Source organism: Paraburkholderia sediminicola (assembly GCF_046026895.1).
In the GTDB taxonomy this organism is placed as follows: Bacteria; Pseudomonadota; Gammaproteobacteria; order Burkholderiales; family Burkholderiaceae; genus Paraburkholderia; species Paraburkholderia sediminicola_C.
In genome coordinates this window covers 191075-205856 of the sequence record NZ_JAQQEU010000003.1, presented here as the reverse complement: position 1 = coordinate 205856, position 14782 = coordinate 191075, and the positions used below count along the sequence as shown (strand labels likewise).

The following is a 14782-nucleotide window of genomic DNA, read 5'->3' as shown; positions in this document are numbered from 1 at the left end:
CGGTAAGCAAGCGGCTCGCCTTACACTTTGCTTCCAATGTGCCCTTTACCGCCGGCCTGCCTGGTGGGCCCGGCTCTTGCGCATCTGTAGCACACTCACTATTTGACACGGCTTTTCGGCGGCCCCGCCGATCCCGCGCGAAAAAGCGTCATTGTCGGTTCTACCGACGCGTTTCGTGCGGGCGTCACCGCACTCACTTGAGGAACAGGCAATGGAAACGACCAACGGAGAAAAAACTGTACGGGCGGCCGCCGGCGACGCGCAGCAGGCCGCGGAGGATCTGCTCGGCGATACGGTGACGCAAGTCAGCGCGCACGTGAAGGAATTGAGCGACCAGGCGCGACAGCTCTATGCCGATTTCACCAACGTCGTGCGCGAAGCCACCGTGGAGCGGCCGTTCGCGGCGCTCGCGATCGCTGCGGGTGTCGGCTTCGTGCTTGGCGCGTTGCACGCGGCAAACCGCTCGCGGCCCGACTACGGGCGAGACGACACGAGATAGCAGCAGTCAGGCATTGCACGTCCAGCATTGTCGAACCGAACCACCATCCACCGAGGAGTCACGACATGTCCGTGCGCTCGAAAGTCACGAAGTGGCGAAACGTCGGCCGATTCTGTGTCGAGCGAGCCGGCGATTATGGTGAGCTTCTCGGTGTCGAACTCGAGGAAACCAGGAAGCGTTTGGTCCATGAATTAAGTGCCCTCGTCGCCCTGGCCGTTGCCGGACTTTTCACCCTTTCATTTGTCTGCATCGCGGTCATCGCAACGGCGTGGCAGACGCCTTATTTTCTGCAAGTGGTGTGGGGCGTGGCCGCGATGTGGCTGATTGTGTCCGTCGTTTCCCTGCTCCTCGTCCGTTCCGGGAAACCGGGGCGATCGCTTCATGTTCTGCAGCGGGAGATTCGAAGCGACCTCGACACGTTGAAGGAGGCGCTTAAATGAACCGCGTAATGACCTGCAAGGAAGCCGAGGCCGCCATCCTCGCACGCATGGCCGCGTCGCGCGTCGCGTTGCTCGAAGCGAACAGCACTCCCACTGACGTTTCGGTGGCACGCCGCCAGACCAGGCTACCCGCAGCCACTTTCGTCGGTGCCATGGCAGAAGCACCACGCGTTACCGTGGTCCTCGCGCTTTGTGTCGGCGCGATCATTCTGGGACCTCGCCGGACCGTCGCGATTGCCGGCCGCTCGGGGGTCGCCGCATGGGTAGGCGGCAGCGTGCGGAAACTGGTCGCAAGGCAGGGTGAACTGGTCGTAGTCGATAAATAGCCGCAACGCACCGGCGCGCGACGGCTGGATCGTTACTCTTTCTCAGGCAGCGGTACCTGACTGGCGCGCTGCAGCGATCGGCCGATCGTCGCGACGCAGTCCTCCTCGCGCAAGTGGCTGCACAGGTCCCGTGCCCGTTCCGCGGCTCGCTTCGGCTATTCAATGATTTCACCCGACCAGATGAAATCGAAACTCGCGCCAGCCTCCCGCTGGACCTGACGCACAGTTTCGGCATCAGGCGCTTCGTATTCACAAATCATGTGTCTTCGATCCACGGAGACGACGCTGCGTTTCCAGACCACGCCGTGCATCCCGCTGCACGGAGCCAACCTGTCCTCCACCCTCGCCAGGTCATCATCCGACTGGGGGGACGAAAAACTGCGTTCAACGACGACGTACGCCATCTCGGTCCTCCTGTTGCAGAAACGGTAAATCCGCTCCAGACTACTTCATCGCCGTTGAAATAATCGTTGTAGTCATTGGATGCCGGAGACGGAGCCGGCGTATCGCCGCTTCGCCCCGGGGGCTCAGCCAATGTTCGCCAACGCGCTCACGCAACGAAAGCAGGTGATGCATTGCGCGTTCGTCCTCGCCGGACGCGAACGTCGTTTCAATGAGGTTGGCGGTGGCAACAATAATCTCCGTTGTGGAGTTCAGGATCTCGGCAGCCTGAAGTGCCTCGGCCGCATAAGCCTTGGCCGCCTCATCGCAGTGCCAGTCGAGCAGAACCCTCGCTACTTCGTTGAGTGCGTAGCAAAGATGCCGCTTGTCGTCCGCTTCGCGCAGACCGGCCAAGCCTTGAAACCGGGCCTCGCGCGGATCGCTAGCGCCGAGGCGCAGTGCCGAGATCTCACGGATCACGTCCGCATAGGGAGCGCCCGAGTCGCCCATCCGTTGAGCGGCCGTCACGATCGAGCCGGCCAGCGGAATGACTTCAGCATAAGCTTCACGCTCCAGATCCAGCGTCGCGAGCCAGACGAGACACTGATACTCACGCCAATGATCGCCCGTCAAACGCGATTGCTCCACGGCGTCGCTGATCCTTGCGCATGCGATGTCGAGCTGGCCGTCGGCGCGGGCCAGCAGCGCCTCGCCCCACATGAGTTCGAGAACACGGAGATCGAGTTGTTCTGCCAGCGTGCTCGCCTCGCCCAGGACTGCGCGCGCTCGCGGCAGATTCCGTTCCAGTTCGAGCAGACAGCGGCCCGTGTTGGCAAGCTGTTTGCAGCGCGTCGCCGCATCCGCCCTGCGTGCCTCGCGTTCGGCCTCCAGCGTCACCTGCCGCGTACGTTCGATGTCGTTTGCCTGCTGCGTCAGCCAGGACAGACTATGTAAGCCCTGCACGGCCTCCGCGTGGAGCGACAGCGCTTGCGCCTCCCGCACAGCCTGCTCCAGCTCCTGCATGAGCGACCCGGACTGCCGGTCGCCCGAACTGGCGGCGGCAACGAGGCTCGCGGTCAAAAGCTGTATCTCCAGATGGACACGCTCGCCCCCCGCCGGCAGTGCGCGTGCGTGAGCCAGTCCGCGCTCGGCCACCGCACGGGCCTCGGCAACCGCGAACACCCGAAGACAATGATTGCTGGCGTCGATAGACGCTCGCGCGGTCATGCGCGGATCGTCCGCCATGGTGGCGTGGTGGACCACTTCGCCGTAGAGTCGCGGGTCGTGTGTGCTCGCGGCAAGAAGCTGCCGCGCAATCTGATGATGGATCGCGCGTTTGTGCGGCTGCGAGAGCGTGCGATAAACGGTCTGCCGCACGAGGTCGTGCGCAAAATCGAATTGCGTTTCTGTCACAGGAGCAAGCAGCCCATGGCGCTCCAGCTCTGCCACGCAGAAGAGCACATCGCCCAGCGTCCTGTCGAGCAATTCAGCGAGCTGCTCAGGACTGAATTCACGGCCTATTGCGGCCGCGAACGTAAGCAACTCGCGCGTCACTCGGTCGAGGGGATCAAGACGGCTCGAGATCAGCGCATCCACGGTCCGCGCCGACCCATTCTCCCGAGCGGTCTCAGCGCGCGCCAGTTCAAGCACGTAGAGCGGATTACCACCGCTTTGCCGCAGCACCTCGTCAACGCCAATGTCGTTGCCGGATGCTGCGAGCAAGCTGGCGACATCCGCCGCCGCAAGCGGCGTCAGTGGAACGCGGGTCAACTTGTTCTCGCGTGATAACGATTGCACCAGCGTCCGGGCCCACCAGTTGTCGTCCATCCCGGCCGCGCGAGCAGCCGCCGCAAAGACGACCGGCGACTGCGAATCCAGCTTCCGCAGGACAAAGTGCAGCAGCGCGGCCGAGGCTTCATCGAGCCACTGAAGATCATCCAGCACGATGGCCAGCCGATGTCGAGCGCACAGTCGCTCCAGAAGCGTGACGACGGCTGCGAAGAACCGTTCGCGGTTGCCGCTATCGCCCTGCGATTCGGCAGCGCTGATTGCCTTTGGACATACGAGCGGAGCCACGTTGTCACCGGCTGCCTGCAACTCGTTGACTGACACCGCGCGCAAAGCGTCGATCCAGATCCCGTACGGCCGGATCATTTCAGCCTCGTAGCAACGGCCACGAAGGACGATATAGCCTGCACGCTGGGTCTGCTCGCTCAGGTATTCGAGCAGGCGTGTCTTCCCGATGCCCGGCTCGCCGGTCAGCAACGTCAGTCGGTTGCCGGGCGACGCAGCCTGGCACAGACCATCCAGCATCGACCGTTCCTGTCGGCGTCCAACAAACGGTGGCAGGAAAGCGCCGTCCTCGTGGCTGGCAGGCTCGCGTTGTTTCTCCTTCGCGGGGGCCGCACCGACGGTGTCAGCCATTGAGCCGTTCGCCGATGCGCGTTCCTGACCAGCAACTGTCAAGCCAGTGGTTTCGGGGACGGTGGAATTCAAATCCGCGTTGGCCGCCCGGTGCCGCGGATGTTGCCGCACGTGGCGGATGGCTTCATCGAGGATGGCACACGCGCCAGTGCGTAATTCACGGCGAACAAGATCACGCGCATACGCATAGTGCTCTTCCGCTTCTGAACAGCGGCCTGCCGCATCAAGCAGTCGCACGAGCGTTGCATGGGCCGATTCACTGACCGGGTCGGCCTCGACCAGTTCACGGCAGTACTGCAAAGCGACGAGCGGCTCGGCCGCCGACATACCCACGAGGCTGCGAAGAACTGCTTCGCGCATCCGCCCGTAGCGTTCGCGCTGACCGACACCCCAGTTGTGGAACCGGTAGCAGGTGGGCAGGTTGAGTCCGCCGAGGAATTCGCCGCGTAGCAGGCGTGCGGCCTCTTCGAGCGCCGCAAGGGGCATCCGGTCAATCCCCGGTGCAAGCAGCGTCTGAACCCTGAGTGTGTCGATGCACGTATCCGCGGCCGAGAATGCGACGTGTGCCCGGTCCGCGACGATTCGAGTGTGCGATGCATCGTCCACTACGACACGCAGCTTGGACAGGCTCCAGCGAAGGGCGGCTCGTGGGTCGCCGGGTCCGTCCCATAGCAAATCGCAGAGGGTCGATCTGGCCACCTCGCCATCGGCCGACACGAGATAGCCCAGCAGTGCGCGCGTGCGTCGCGAGGCAGGCAGCGGCACGCCCGCGCCATTGCGCGTGACCTTGATCTCGCCAAGTAACCGGATGCTTAACGATGGTTCGGACCTGGCGTCAGGAACCTCGATGCTTCTCACGCTGGCTCCCACCGTCAATACAACGATGCAGGTACATCGTGATGCTGTCGCGAGGGCAGCTATCTGTTCGTCAGTCTGTCAGGCAGATTACTACCAGACGAGATGCCCTGCTACTCGTGTTCATTCCGTTCCCGACGCATCGACATGGTGCAAACGGTCCTTGTGCCTATGAGAGTTCAGGAGGCAATCATGGCTCTCGACGCAGGAAAGTTTTATGCGTTTATCGGCGGTTTCCTTCATCGACGGGACGCAGTCATAGGCGTTCCGTCGAAAGCAGTTGACGAGTGGCCCGGGCTTTACCAAGTGCTGGCTGATAAGCCGTTGTCAGCAGAAGAACTGGCGAAAAAGACCGGGACCGATCTACGCTGCGTACAAGAATGGTTGGCGCCCCGCGCCGCTCGCGGCCACATCCAGTACGACGCAGCCAGCCAGAGGTTCTGGATGACCGAACAGCAGGCGTATGCGCTTGCGCAGCAGCCTGAGTACGCGTTCATGAGAGATGCGTTCGCAACGCTGCGCAATACGAAGCTATTCCCAAGGTGACAGGAGCGATGTTTTTTCCGGCGCTCGCGACACGCGAGGCGGCGATGCGTCGCTGAACTCAGAGCGTCGTGGTTTTGTCACCCACCGACCTGCTGCCCACCGCATCCAGCTTGCTTTGCAACTTCGTCTTGCGTTCGGCCATCTTTGCGCCGAGCGCGCGGAGATCGCATTTCGATTTGCGAAGTTCCGGGAAGAGCTCATCCTCCTCTTCCTCGACATGATGGCCGACCATCTCGCTCATCACCTTGAAGGTCGCGTCGAAGCCCTTATCGCCTGCTTTCATCGTTTCAAACTTGGCGATCAGCGCCTTGACGAGGAAGTGCTCGATATACGCCTCCTCGACGTTGATCGTGTCGCTGTGAGGTAACGCTTCCTGAGCGGCTGGATAAAGCAGTTCCTCTTCAAGCATCGCGTGAATGGAGAGCTCTTCGCAGGCTCGCTGCACGAGCGCCGCTTTCGCTTCGAGATCATCCTCCGCGGTCTTCTCGAATGCCTTGAACAGCTTTTCGACGGAGCGGTGCTCTGCCTCGAGAAAGTCCACTGCGTCCTGCGAGTCGTGTCCGGTCCCTGTCTTGTCCTGTTTCGTCGCTTCCATGCTGATCTCCGTAATGATGCAGTTGGCTGCTCGGCTAGTGCCGTGGCTGAACAGGCTGAACACATACGCGGCACGCGCTATGCCTACCAGCGGACCTGCGTTGGCAATCTCCGGGTCTACAGCGGTGGTCCCGAGCAACACGCGGCCGGGCGCAAGCGGCACAAGAAATGCTGAGCACGCAGGCGATCTGCAACCGCGCGGCGTCTTACTGACGCTGCACAGGTCGGGATATCGACAATCGGCGCTTCGCCAGAATCACGGAGGCTGTCAATGAACAACACAAGAGATCCAGCGGGCTATGCGCTGGCTACGAAAGACCCCACGGTATTCGTACATCAACACCAGTGCGCCGTCTCATGGGCAGCCGTCTTTGCCGGCGGCGTCGCTGCGGCCGCGTTCGCGCTCATTCTGCTGACATTGGGCACGGGCCTCGGCTTGACGTCGATTTCTCCGTGGTCATCGGGGCCCTCGAATGCGAAAGCATTCGGCTTTGCCGCCGTCGTGTGGGTATGCGTCACCTCGATTCTCACGTCGGGATTGGGCGGCTATCTGGCGGGACGCTTGCGTAGCCGTTGGCTCGCAATCGACATTGATGAAATCCACTTCCGCGACACCGCGCACGGTTTCCTGAGCTGGGCGGTGGCGACGCTTTTCACCGCAGCCATACTGACGACAGCAGTGTCGGGCATAGTGCGGACCGGCGCGCAGACTGCCGCGACGACCGCAGTGGCGGGCGGCTCCGTGACGATGGGATCGATGCAACGCGGCGATGCGGATGCCGCGACGAATACCTGGCCGCTCGGCTACTTCGTCGATTCGCTGTACCGGATGCCCGCCGGTTCATCATCCGCCGCATCGGCGAGCGCCACAACGAGCGGCAACGCGGCGCAGCGCGCCGAAACGGCGCGTATCTTCCTCAACAGCGCGGCAACGGGCGATCAACTGTCGCCGGAAGACACGGCCTATCTGAGTCAGCTTGTCGCGCAACGTACTGGCCTTACGCCCGAAGCTGCGCAAGCTCGCGTGGCGACTACCTACACGCGACTGCTGCAGAAAATCACTGCGCTCAATGCAGCTGCTAAAGACGCCGCCGACAAAGCGCGCAAAGTCACGATCGGTGCATCGTTGTGGTTGTTCGTATCGCTTCTGATGGGCGCATTCTCCGCGAGCCTGATGGCAACTCACGGCGGCCGAGTACGCCAACTCTGATTGAGACTTCAATTCATTTACCGAAGGAGGTGTTCATGCGCTCAATTCTTCTTTACATGCTCGGTGTACCTATTCCCATCATTATCCTGATCGCGCTCTTCTGGCATTAGGCGCCGCCGACATTCCGCCGGGCGCCGGGCGTATTCCGGTGGTAGGCGGCGGCTAGTCGAAAAGATCATCGCCCGCTTCCGTCCGCGCTAATGTGGACCAAACGTGGCCAGCGCCGGATGACGCCGACGGAATGGAGCGATCCACGTCCGTCGGCGCTCAAACAGATCTCTTCTAATGCAAGTCGCGCCTCACATCGCCACCGGCAACAACGTTGCCCGAACTGTCCACGATCGATACCTGCTCGTAGCTGGCAAGCGTCGGTCGCGCCATGACCGGCGGACTTGCCCTGCCGAGGCGCTGCGGCGGCGCGAAGCGGATGGACGCAACGTCGAACATCTCAGAGAACGCGTCGAACAAACCTCCGAAGTGCTCCTGCATTACCCCGAAAAGTCCATCCCGCGTCTGAACTGCAATGTCTTCCACATGCCGCCAGTATGCGAAGGCCTTTTTAATCGAGGCCGGGAATTGTTGCGACTGGAGATCGACTACCTCACTGAACGATCCAGAAATTAGTGACGCGTCGACCAACGCCTGCTGTTCGGACATCAAGGTTATCGCGGTCTGGACATTCAATTCGACGACTTTCTCGATAGCGGCAAAGATCTCCACAGTGCAGTCGAAGGCGGCCTCGACGACAGCGTCTCGTTGACGCGGGGAGAACTGATTCAGGGTATCAGCGTACATAAAGGCTCCTTTTGTGAAGAGGCGCACGCGGCGCCCTAATACGGCGTCTACCTGTTCGCGTCGCTTGAACTGCGCTGCACCGAACAGGTTTCGCGGTCGCCGACAGAGAGGGACCGGCGACGTTGATTGCTGATGCAAGCGTTTTTACTTCGACACTACTGCGGCCAGCGGACATGTTGTAGTAGACGTTGGTAAATTCTGGAACGCCCGGCAATTCGCCTTGCGGGCCGCCGAACTGTTCGAGCAGCAGATTGGCGAGACCGGGATTGGGCGCGGCCACGCGGACGGTGTATCGAAGTCGCTTGTTGTGCACAAACATCGCATTCCTCCAGAAAACGATTGTGGGTTCCGTTGAAGTTCGTCCCGCCGTGAGAGGCGGAAGGCACGGCGGACAGAGGACACTTGATTGGAAAACGGGTTATGCGGGCGAGGACGAGCGCATGTGCGGAATGTCGCCGACCCATGTCTCAAAGCGAATACTCTGGCGTGATGCGGGCGCAGGAACGCAACGAGATGCACCTGCGCCTCGGACTGCGCATGTCTCGTGCCCGGAGAAGAGTCTGTCCGAGCGGATGCCAGGCGATCGCTGCTGCAACGAAGTCTGCTCGGCGTCGGAAAGCGTGAACCCTCGCCGGCAAGGTGATCGCTGTTTAGTCTGTCGATGCGGAGCCGAAGTGACCGAGTCGGGGCACAGGAATTGCGAAGGGCAGCGTACGGGCGACCCCTTTCGGGTGCTGCCCCCTTCGCGTTAGAGGAGACTGTCATGCGAGCAACCACGAAAGGCCTTTTAATTTCGGCATTAATTGTCGGTATATCAGGGAGCGTCCACGCGCAAGGCGCAGGTGGCGGAGCGGCCGGCGGGCAAGGTGGAACGGGGATGAGTAAGCCGAACACAGAAGGTACGACCGATACCGTGTCGGGCGCGTCGGGAGCCAACAGCATGGCGCCCTCCGGTACGACGTCCCACAAGAAGATGCATAAGAAGCCCAGCGCCGCCATGCCTGCGTCGGCCACCAATCCGGCCTCGGGCGGCAGTTGAAGGATCAAGCGTGCTCTTGACTGGAGTGCGCCGACTGCGCGACTGCCGCGACCGGCATAAAGCGCATTGGCGCACTTCAGCTCCAACCTCCGAGCCTTGATGGTGTTTGGGATCAGTGGTAGGTGCAGCGCACACAGAATTCGGTAGCACACCAAAACCTCTCATCGCCCGTGCGAACACAGGTGTCACCGGCACGACAACGCCGCAGCCTATGCTGCGGCAATCGCGCTCCAACTCGTATTCAATCCCCGTTGCGTCAGTTTTTAAGGTCGTCCGGCACCTTGCCCCCATTTTCCGCGAGCTTCAGCATGACCTCCCGATGCAGCCAGACGTTCATTGCAGCCGAATCCTGCGTGTTGCCGGTGTAATGAAGTTCTGAGGCCAACTGTTTTCGTGCATCAAGACTGCTGTCTAGCCCGAGAACCTTGAGCAGGTCGACGATCGACGTCCGCCAGTTCAGCCGCTCGCCGCTTCCCTCCTGCATTCGGGCAAGGACCGCCTCAACGTCGACCGTCGGCATCGGCGTATTTGACGGCTGCGACGCTGGGGCCGCAGCAGCTGACGGCGTCGACGGTGTTCCCGTCGGCACCGTTGCGGCAGCAGGCGCTGATCCCGCAGGTGTCGCTGGCGGGGCGGTCGAGCCAGCGGTTGTATTAGCGGGATGGTCGTGCGGAAAAATCTTGTTCAGGATAGCTGAGAATAGGCTCATGTTGTGGCTCCTTGGTCCGTGGGCGCCCCACTTGAGGCGGCAATCCGGCCGCGCAACGGGCATGCCTGGTAAGCAGCAGCGCGCTTTACTTCCGGCTCGGCGTAGCGGAACCGTTCCATGATCACTTGGGCATACTGCTTGCGGGGCCTGTTTGTACCTATTTTGTAAAGGAGAAAATCATGAGCACACTCGATCCGCTGGGCACCCCGGGTGGCGCCGGAGCCCGCATCGTTGGCAGCGGCGTAGGTGAGGGTCCGGGCCCGGACGTCATGGCGGCGGCCACGCTTGACGGAACCAAGGTTGTGACCTCCGACGGCGAAGACGTCGGAAAAATCTCGGACATCATGCTCGACGTTCGGGGTGGCAGGATTGCCTACGCAGTGCTGTCGGAAGGTGGCTTTCTTGGAATGGGCTCGACGCTCCACGCAATTCCGTGGAGTGCGTTGACACTCGATACCGACACGAAACGCTTCCGCGTCGACATCACCGCCCAGCAACTCAAGGACGACCCTGGTTTTGACAAGGACCACTGGCCTGCAATGGCCGACGTAACGTGGGGCACGCAGGTTCATCAGTACTACAACCGTTCGCCATATTGGTCGACGACGCGGGAGCTTGACCCGGGAATCGACAGTGATATTTGAACGTCGTAATGGTTCCAACCGACAACCGCGCCGATGCCAGCGGAACAGGCACGGCGCGGTTGATAAATTTCCCGGAGCAGCGAGGCAGCGCTGGATAAGATTCGGATCACCACCATGTCTATCGTGCTTCTGGTCGACGACGACCGCGACAATCTGTGGGCTCTGCAACTAGCTTTGGAATCCAGCGGCCATCACGCAGTGCTTGCCCAAAACGGACGCGAAGCGCTGCGTACGCTTTTGCACGTCTTTCCCCCTCTCATCGTCACCGACTGGCAGATGCCTGAAATGGACGGCGCAGAGCTATGCCGTCGAATCAGATGCCAGCCCGCACTCGCTGGAATGCCGATTGTCATGCTGTCATCCATGCCTGAGCCACCAGACGAACCAGTCTGCTGGTCGGCTTTCTTTCGCAAACCGGCCGACCTCGCGGTGCTCATGCACACGGTGAACATATTCGTTTCCGAGCGGCTCGCGAGCGCTTCAGGCCCCGGCTTGGATCGTTAGGTGGTCGCTGGGGTCCCTGGATAGTCAGCCGGTGTGGCCTCAATCGCATTGGCCCATTTTTCGCTGACGCTCCAGCTCGGTCATCTACAGCAACCGCAACGTATCAGGATCGGCCTCCCCGTTGAAATATTTGCGCAACGCCTCGACGAATACTTCATTGTCACTCGTCGCGCGCGCGAACAGACTCATCGACGAGCGAAACTTCAGGTAGTCGGGATAGCCGAAAATGTCCTCGATCGAGCGACCTTCCACGCGGTTGACGAGCCGGGTCGTTTCCCGCAGACGCTCAGCCAGGATTGGATGCCGCATGTACGCTTCAGCTTCTGGCAACGACGCGATCGCATAACGTTGCGCCATCGGACTCGATCCAAGGCCCCGGATCTGCGGAAATACAAACCACATCCAGTGGCTGCGTTTGCGCCCATCGGCCAGCTCTTCGCAAACTTCCGCATAGTGAGGGTTCTGCGCGTCGACAAAGCGCTGAAGGTCGTACGTATCGTCCATGACAAGCCCCTATGTCAGGCATCGGGACGGTTGATCGGGCGGGCCGGGAACATCATGAAACACCTGCCTCGATTGTGCCGGTCGGAAGCGTCAATTGAGCCGGCGTTTCCGTTCGATCGCCTCGGTGATTTGGTCAAAATACATATGGAAGACGCATGCGGTTTCAGTATAAGCACTTCGTGATCGCCGCCACTCCGGACTTTTCCCTGGCCGTGTTCTCCGCGCACGCGCGACTCGGGCCACGCCGCTGGTGGCGGTTACTTCCATCAACTGGCGACGGGCGGACCGGATCAATCGGGCCGCTTCTCAAGGACATCTTTAACGACGGGGAGTGCCGTAAAGACATTCGGCCAGCCCGTATAAAACGCCAGTTGCGTCATGACTTCCGACGCCTGCGCCCCGGTCAGCCCGTTATCCATTGCCCGGTTCAGGTGATAGGTCAGTTGTGCGACCTGCCCCGTGGCAACCAGCGCGCTGACGGTCACGAGACTGCGGTCGCGCGGCGCGAGGCCCGGTCGCAGCCAGAGGTCCCGAAAGAGCGCGTCTCGTGTGAACTGAACAACGCCTGCGGCCACGGCGCCGAAGTTCTGCGCAACTGACGAATCGCGCTGCGCTTCGGCTGCCTCGTCGAGAGGAAGAAGGGCACCCGAGGCAGGTGGAAGCTGCGCTGCACCGATTCCGAGCTTTGCAAAGACAGTGTTCGTCACCTTGACGGCCGCCGTTGCATTTGCCCAGCCGGAATAGAAGGCCAGATGAGTGATGAGTTCCGAAATCTCGCTCGCCTTCAGGCCGCTATCGAGCGCCAGATCGAGGTAGTACGGCATCTCCGCGCTCTGATTGCGCGCGATCAGTACCGAGAGCGTTACGAGACCGCGGTCTCGCGCGGACAGTTGCGGGCGCTTCCACAAATCGCCTAGCACGACTTCGCCCGTATAGCGCTCAAGAGCTGGCGAGACCGTGCGCATACTATCAATCGCGTTGACGGGTGCGCGTGGAGTTGAGCTTTCCATTTGTTTTCCTTTCGATCGGTGAGCAGGCTGCGAAACCTGAGGAAAGCGCCCGCGTCGCCGCAGCGGCAATTTTCATGGGTCACTTCCCTCGGCAGCCAGGCAGTCCTGCGATGGGTGTTTCGCGACATCCGCAAATCTAGCCTTCACACGCGCGCCCGACTAGACGCTAAAATCGGCAAGCACCTATGAAACGAGCTCATTAATGTCGCGCGAAAACTACAACGACCTGATCGCCTTCATCGCCGTCGCGCGCGAGCGCAGCTTCACTCGTGCCGCCGCGCAACTGGGCGTATCGCAGTCTGCGTTGAGTCATACGATCCGCGCGCTCGAAACACGGCTCGGATTGCGCCTCCTGACCCGCACCACGCGCAGCGTTGCGCCGACCGAGGCCGGGGAGCGTCTGCTCCAGACAGTCGCGCCGCGCTTCGAGGAGATCGAATCCGAACTGGCAGCCGTCACCGAGTTTCGCGACAAACCCGCCGGGACCATTCGCATCACGGCCACCGACTACGCGACCAGGACGGTTCTTTGGCCTCGCTTATCGAAAGTCCTGCGCAAGTATCCGGAAATCAACGTCGAAATCATCACCGACTATGGTTTGACCGATATCGTCGCCGATCGCTACGACATAGGCGTTCGCATCGGCGATCAGGTCGCCAAAGACATGATCGCGGTCCGCATCGCGCCCGATATGCGCATGGCAATCGTCGGCACGCCGGCGTATCTGGAGAAGCGGGAATGGCCAAAGAAACCGCAAGACCTGACCACGCATAGCTGCATCAATCTTCGTTTGCCGACTCTTGGCGGCTTCTATCCGTGGGAACTCAAAAAGGGCAGTCGCGAAGTTCAGGCTCGGGTGGAGGGCCAGCTCGCGTTCAACGGAACCTATCAGATGCTGGAGGCGGCCTTGTCCGGATACGGTCTGGCCTATTTGCCGGCCGACCTGGTTCAAACCCATATCGCGGCGGGCCGTCTGGTCTGGGTATTGGAGGATTGGTGTCCCACCTTCCCCGGCTTGCACGCCTACTACGCCAGCCGCCGGGAATTTTCGAGGGCAATGACCATCGTGATCGACGCAATCCGCTATCGCCCGGAAGAGAGGAAGCGGTGACGCCCGCCGCATCCATGATCCCAGTTCATAACGGCTTGCCATTTTAGGGGCTTTATCGCTAGATCCGATCTGCCTATCATCTACCCCTATTCGACATGAACAATCGCAGGCACGGCCTGCATGGAGAAATGATGGACTACCGATATCTGGGTCGTAACGCCCTCAAGGTTTCGCCGCTGTGTCTGGGTGCCATGATGTTCGGCGGCGAAACGGACGAAGCCACCTCCAGGACGATTATCGACAAGGCGTTCGATCAGGGCGTGAACTTTCTTGATACCGCCGACGTTTACCACGCTGGACGCTCCGAGGAAATCGTCGGCCGCGCGATTGCACCACGGCGTGACAGCTGGGTCGTCGCAACGAAGTTCGGCTATCCCGCGACGGCCCATGCGGGTCCGAACGAACAGGGGCAGTCGCGCAAATGGATTTGCCAGTCGGTCGAGGCCAGCCTGAAACGTCTGGGCACGGACTACATCGACGTCCTCTACTTCCATCGGTCGTTGAACGATGCGCCGCTGGAAGAAGGCCTGCGTGCCATCGGCGATCTGATCCGTCAGGGCAAGGTGCGCTATTTTGGTCTGTCCAACTTCCGCGCGTGGCGCATTGCAGAGATCGTGCGTCTGGCCGATCAGCTCGGGATCGATCGCCCCGTCGCAGTCGAGCCGCGGTACAACATGGTCGATCGCACCGCCGAGGTCGAGCTGATGCCGGCGGCCGGACACTACGGGATCGGCGTGGTTCCGTACAGCCCGCTCGCGCGCGGCGTGTTGACAGGGAAATACGCACTCGACGGCGCGCCGCCAGCGGACTCCCGCGCGGGGCGCGGCGACAAGCGTATCCAACAGACCGAGTGGCGTCCGGAATCGCTGGCCATCGCACAGAAAGTCGCGGCGCACGCCGCTGAACGCGGCACCACTTCGATTGCCTTCGCCATTGCCTGGGTGCTGAAGAACCGCCTCGTGAGCTCCGCGATTGCGGGTCCGCGCACAGAAGCGCACTGGGACAACTACATTCAGGCACTCAAGCTGCAGCTTGGACCGGACGACGAAAAGTTTGTCGACAATCTGGTCGCGCCGGGCCACGCATCCACCCCGGGCTATACGGACCCGAACTATCCGGTCGAAGGGCGTCGCGTCATCGTCTGACTTTCGGGCATTTGAAGGCCACTCGCGTGCGGCAATGGCACGCGAG

The 14782-nt window shown here is 61.3% G+C and carries 17 protein-coding genes and 1 pseudogene; 10 read left to right on the top strand and 8 right to left on the bottom strand.

The genetic code is table 11. The annotated features are described in order from the left end of the window. Positions 1–211 precede the first annotated feature (211 nt). The 3 genes from PQR02_RS03950 to PQR02_RS03940 all read left to right on the top strand — a co-directional run bounded on the left by PQR02_RS03950 (position 212) and on the right by PQR02_RS03940 (position 1265). Positions 212–499, top strand: a complete 288-nt coding sequence (locus tag PQR02_RS03950) for a CsbD family protein (protein WP_408225747.1) — start codon at positions 212–214, stop codon at positions 497–499. 65 nt (positions 500–564) lie between these two features. After that, positions 565–939: a phage holin family protein gene (locus PQR02_RS03945; protein WP_408225744.1), complete on the top strand. Its 375-nt coding sequence runs from the start codon at positions 565–567 to the stop codon at positions 937–939. Then, positions 936–1265 carry a hypothetical protein gene (locus PQR02_RS03940; RefSeq protein ID WP_408225741.1) on the top strand — a complete coding sequence of 110 codons (330 nt, stop codon included), beginning with the start codon at positions 936–938 and terminating at the stop codon, positions 1263–1265. The genes PQR02_RS03945 and PQR02_RS03940 overlap by 4 nt, the downstream gene beginning before the upstream one ends. A 155-nt stretch (positions 1266–1420) precedes the next feature. On the opposite strand, the gene PQR02_RS03935 is transcribed toward PQR02_RS03940, so the two are convergent. Further along, positions 1421–1669, bottom strand: coding sequence for a nickel-binding protein (locus PQR02_RS03935; RefSeq protein WP_408225738.1), 249 nt, complete (start codon positions 1667–1669; stop codon positions 1421–1423). 40 nt (positions 1670–1709) lie between these two features. Further along, positions 1710–4928 carry an ATP-binding protein gene (locus tag PQR02_RS03930; protein ID WP_408225735.1) on the bottom strand — a complete coding sequence of 1073 codons (3219 nt, stop codon included), beginning with the start codon at positions 4926–4928 and terminating at the stop codon, positions 1710–1712. 189 nt (positions 4929–5117) lie between these two features. On the opposite strand from PQR02_RS03930, the gene PQR02_RS03925 reads away from it, so the two are divergent. Then, positions 5118–5471: a hypothetical protein gene (locus PQR02_RS03925; RefSeq protein WP_408225732.1), complete on the top strand. Its 354-nt coding sequence runs from the start codon at positions 5118–5120 to the stop codon at positions 5469–5471. A gap of 58 nt (positions 5472–5529) precedes the next feature. On the opposite strand, the gene PQR02_RS03920 is transcribed toward PQR02_RS03925, so the two are convergent. Next, complete coding sequence (locus tag PQR02_RS03920) at positions 5530–6066, bottom strand: hemerythrin domain-containing protein (protein WP_408225825.1); 537 nt, start codon at positions 6064–6066, stop codon at positions 5530–5532. Between the two features lie 270 nt (positions 6067–6336). Between PQR02_RS03920 and PQR02_RS03915 the strand changes: the two genes are divergently transcribed. Then, positions 6337–7275, top strand: coding sequence for a hypothetical protein (locus PQR02_RS03915; protein ID WP_408225729.1), 939 nt, complete (start codon positions 6337–6339; stop codon positions 7273–7275). Positions 7276–7557: 282 nt separating this feature from the next. Here PQR02_RS03915 and PQR02_RS03910 read toward each other — a convergent pair whose 3' ends face one another. Both PQR02_RS03910 and PQR02_RS03905 read right to left on the bottom strand, forming a co-directional pair. Next, entirely contained in the window at positions 7558–8070 is a 513-nt protein-coding gene (locus PQR02_RS03910; protein ID WP_408225726.1) for a phasin family protein, read from the bottom strand. Between the two features lie 207 nt (positions 8071–8277). Beyond that, positions 8278–8389: pseudogene (locus PQR02_RS03905) on the bottom strand (manganese catalase family protein); the annotation flags it as partial. A 558-nt stretch (positions 8390–8947) separates the two neighbouring features. Here PQR02_RS03905 and PQR02_RS03900 point away from each other — a divergent pair. Beyond that, positions 8948–9109, top strand: coding sequence for a hypothetical protein (locus PQR02_RS03900; protein ID WP_408225723.1), 162 nt, complete (start codon positions 8948–8950; stop codon positions 9107–9109). Between the two features lie 256 nt (positions 9110–9365). Here the strand turns inward: PQR02_RS03900 and PQR02_RS03895 are convergent, their stop codons facing one another. After that, positions 9366–9818 carry a DUF3597 domain-containing protein gene (locus tag PQR02_RS03895; protein ID WP_408225720.1) on the bottom strand — a complete coding sequence of 151 codons (453 nt, stop codon included), beginning with the start codon at positions 9816–9818 and terminating at the stop codon, positions 9366–9368. A 179-nt stretch (positions 9819–9997) separates the two neighbouring features. On the opposite strand from PQR02_RS03895, the gene PQR02_RS03890 reads away from it, so the two are divergent. Further along, positions 9998–10462, top strand: a complete 465-nt coding sequence (locus PQR02_RS03890) for a PRC-barrel domain-containing protein (RefSeq protein WP_408225717.1) — start codon at positions 9998–10000, stop codon at positions 10460–10462. Positions 10463–10576: 114 nt separating this feature from the next. Then, positions 10577–10966, top strand: coding sequence for a response regulator (locus tag PQR02_RS03885; RefSeq protein ID WP_408225714.1), 390 nt, complete (start codon positions 10577–10579; stop codon positions 10964–10966). Positions 10967–11050: 84 nt separating this feature from the next. On the opposite strand, the gene PQR02_RS03880 is transcribed toward PQR02_RS03885, so the two are convergent. Then, on the bottom strand, positions 11051–11470 hold the full coding sequence (locus PQR02_RS03880) for a DUF1810 domain-containing protein (protein ID WP_408225711.1): 420 nt from the start codon (positions 11468–11470) through the stop codon (positions 11051–11053). A gap of 290 nt (positions 11471–11760) precedes the next feature. After that, complete coding sequence (locus tag PQR02_RS03875; RefSeq protein WP_408225708.1) at positions 11761–12480, bottom strand: carboxymuconolactone decarboxylase family protein; 720 nt, start codon at positions 12478–12480, stop codon at positions 11761–11763. A 202-nt stretch (positions 12481–12682) separates the two neighbouring features. Between PQR02_RS03875 and PQR02_RS03870 the strand changes: the two genes are divergently transcribed. Further along, positions 12683–13591 carry a LysR family transcriptional regulator gene (locus PQR02_RS03870; RefSeq protein WP_408225705.1) on the top strand — a complete coding sequence of 303 codons (909 nt, stop codon included), beginning with the start codon at positions 12683–12685 and terminating at the stop codon, positions 13589–13591. 131 nt (positions 13592–13722) lie between these two features. Then, entirely contained in the window at positions 13723–14736 is a 1014-nt protein-coding gene (locus PQR02_RS03865) for an aldo/keto reductase (RefSeq protein WP_408225702.1), read from the top strand. The last annotated feature ends 46 nt before the right edge of the window (positions 14737–14782 follow it).

Excerpts from the sequence above, each read along its gene's own strand:
- PQR02_RS03950 (WP_408225747.1), top strand. The coding sequence starts at position 212 with ATGGAAACGACCAACGGAGAAAAAACTGTACGGGCGGCCGCCGGCGAC.
- PQR02_RS03945 (WP_408225744.1), top strand. The coding sequence starts at position 565 with ATGTCCGTGCGCTCGAAAGTCACGAAGTGGCGAAACGTCGGCCGATTC.
- PQR02_RS03940 (WP_408225741.1), top strand. The coding sequence starts at position 936 with ATGAACCGCGTAATGACCTGCAAGGAAGCCGAGGCCGCCATCCTCGCA.
- PQR02_RS03935 (WP_408225738.1), bottom strand. The coding sequence starts at position 1,669 with ATGGCGTACGTCGTCGTTGAACGCAGTTTTTCGTCCCCCCAGTCGGAT.
- PQR02_RS03925 (WP_408225732.1), top strand. The coding sequence starts at position 5,118 with ATGGCTCTCGACGCAGGAAAGTTTTATGCGTTTATCGGCGGTTTCCTT.
- PQR02_RS03920 (WP_408225825.1), bottom strand. The coding sequence starts at position 6,066 with ATGGAAGCGACGAAACAGGACAAGACAGGGACCGGACACGACTCGCAG.
- PQR02_RS03915 (WP_408225729.1), top strand. The coding sequence starts at position 6,337 with ATGAACAACACAAGAGATCCAGCGGGCTATGCGCTGGCTACGAAAGAC.
- PQR02_RS03910 (WP_408225726.1), bottom strand. The coding sequence starts at position 8,070 with ATGTACGCTGATACCCTGAATCAGTTCTCCCCGCGTCAACGAGACGCT.
- PQR02_RS03900 (WP_408225723.1), top strand. The coding sequence starts at position 8,948 with ATGAGTAAGCCGAACACAGAAGGTACGACCGATACCGTGTCGGGCGCG.
- PQR02_RS03895 (WP_408225720.1), bottom strand. The coding sequence starts at position 9,818 with ATGAGCCTATTCTCAGCTATCCTGAACAAGATTTTTCCGCACGACCAT.
- PQR02_RS03890 (WP_408225717.1), top strand. The coding sequence starts at position 9,998 with ATGAGCACACTCGATCCGCTGGGCACCCCGGGTGGCGCCGGAGCCCGC.
- PQR02_RS03885 (WP_408225714.1), top strand. The coding sequence starts at position 10,577 with ATGTCTATCGTGCTTCTGGTCGACGACGACCGCGACAATCTGTGGGCT.
- PQR02_RS03880 (WP_408225711.1), bottom strand. The coding sequence starts at position 11,470 with ATGGACGATACGTACGACCTTCAGCGCTTTGTCGACGCGCAGAACCCT.
- PQR02_RS03875 (WP_408225708.1), bottom strand. The coding sequence starts at position 12,480 with ATGGAAAGCTCAACTCCACGCGCACCCGTCAACGCGATTGATAGTATG.
- PQR02_RS03870 (WP_408225705.1), top strand. The coding sequence starts at position 12,683 with ATGTCGCGCGAAAACTACAACGACCTGATCGCCTTCATCGCCGTCGCG.
- PQR02_RS03865 (WP_408225702.1), top strand. The coding sequence starts at position 13,723 with ATGGACTACCGATATCTGGGTCGTAACGCCCTCAAGGTTTCGCCGCTG.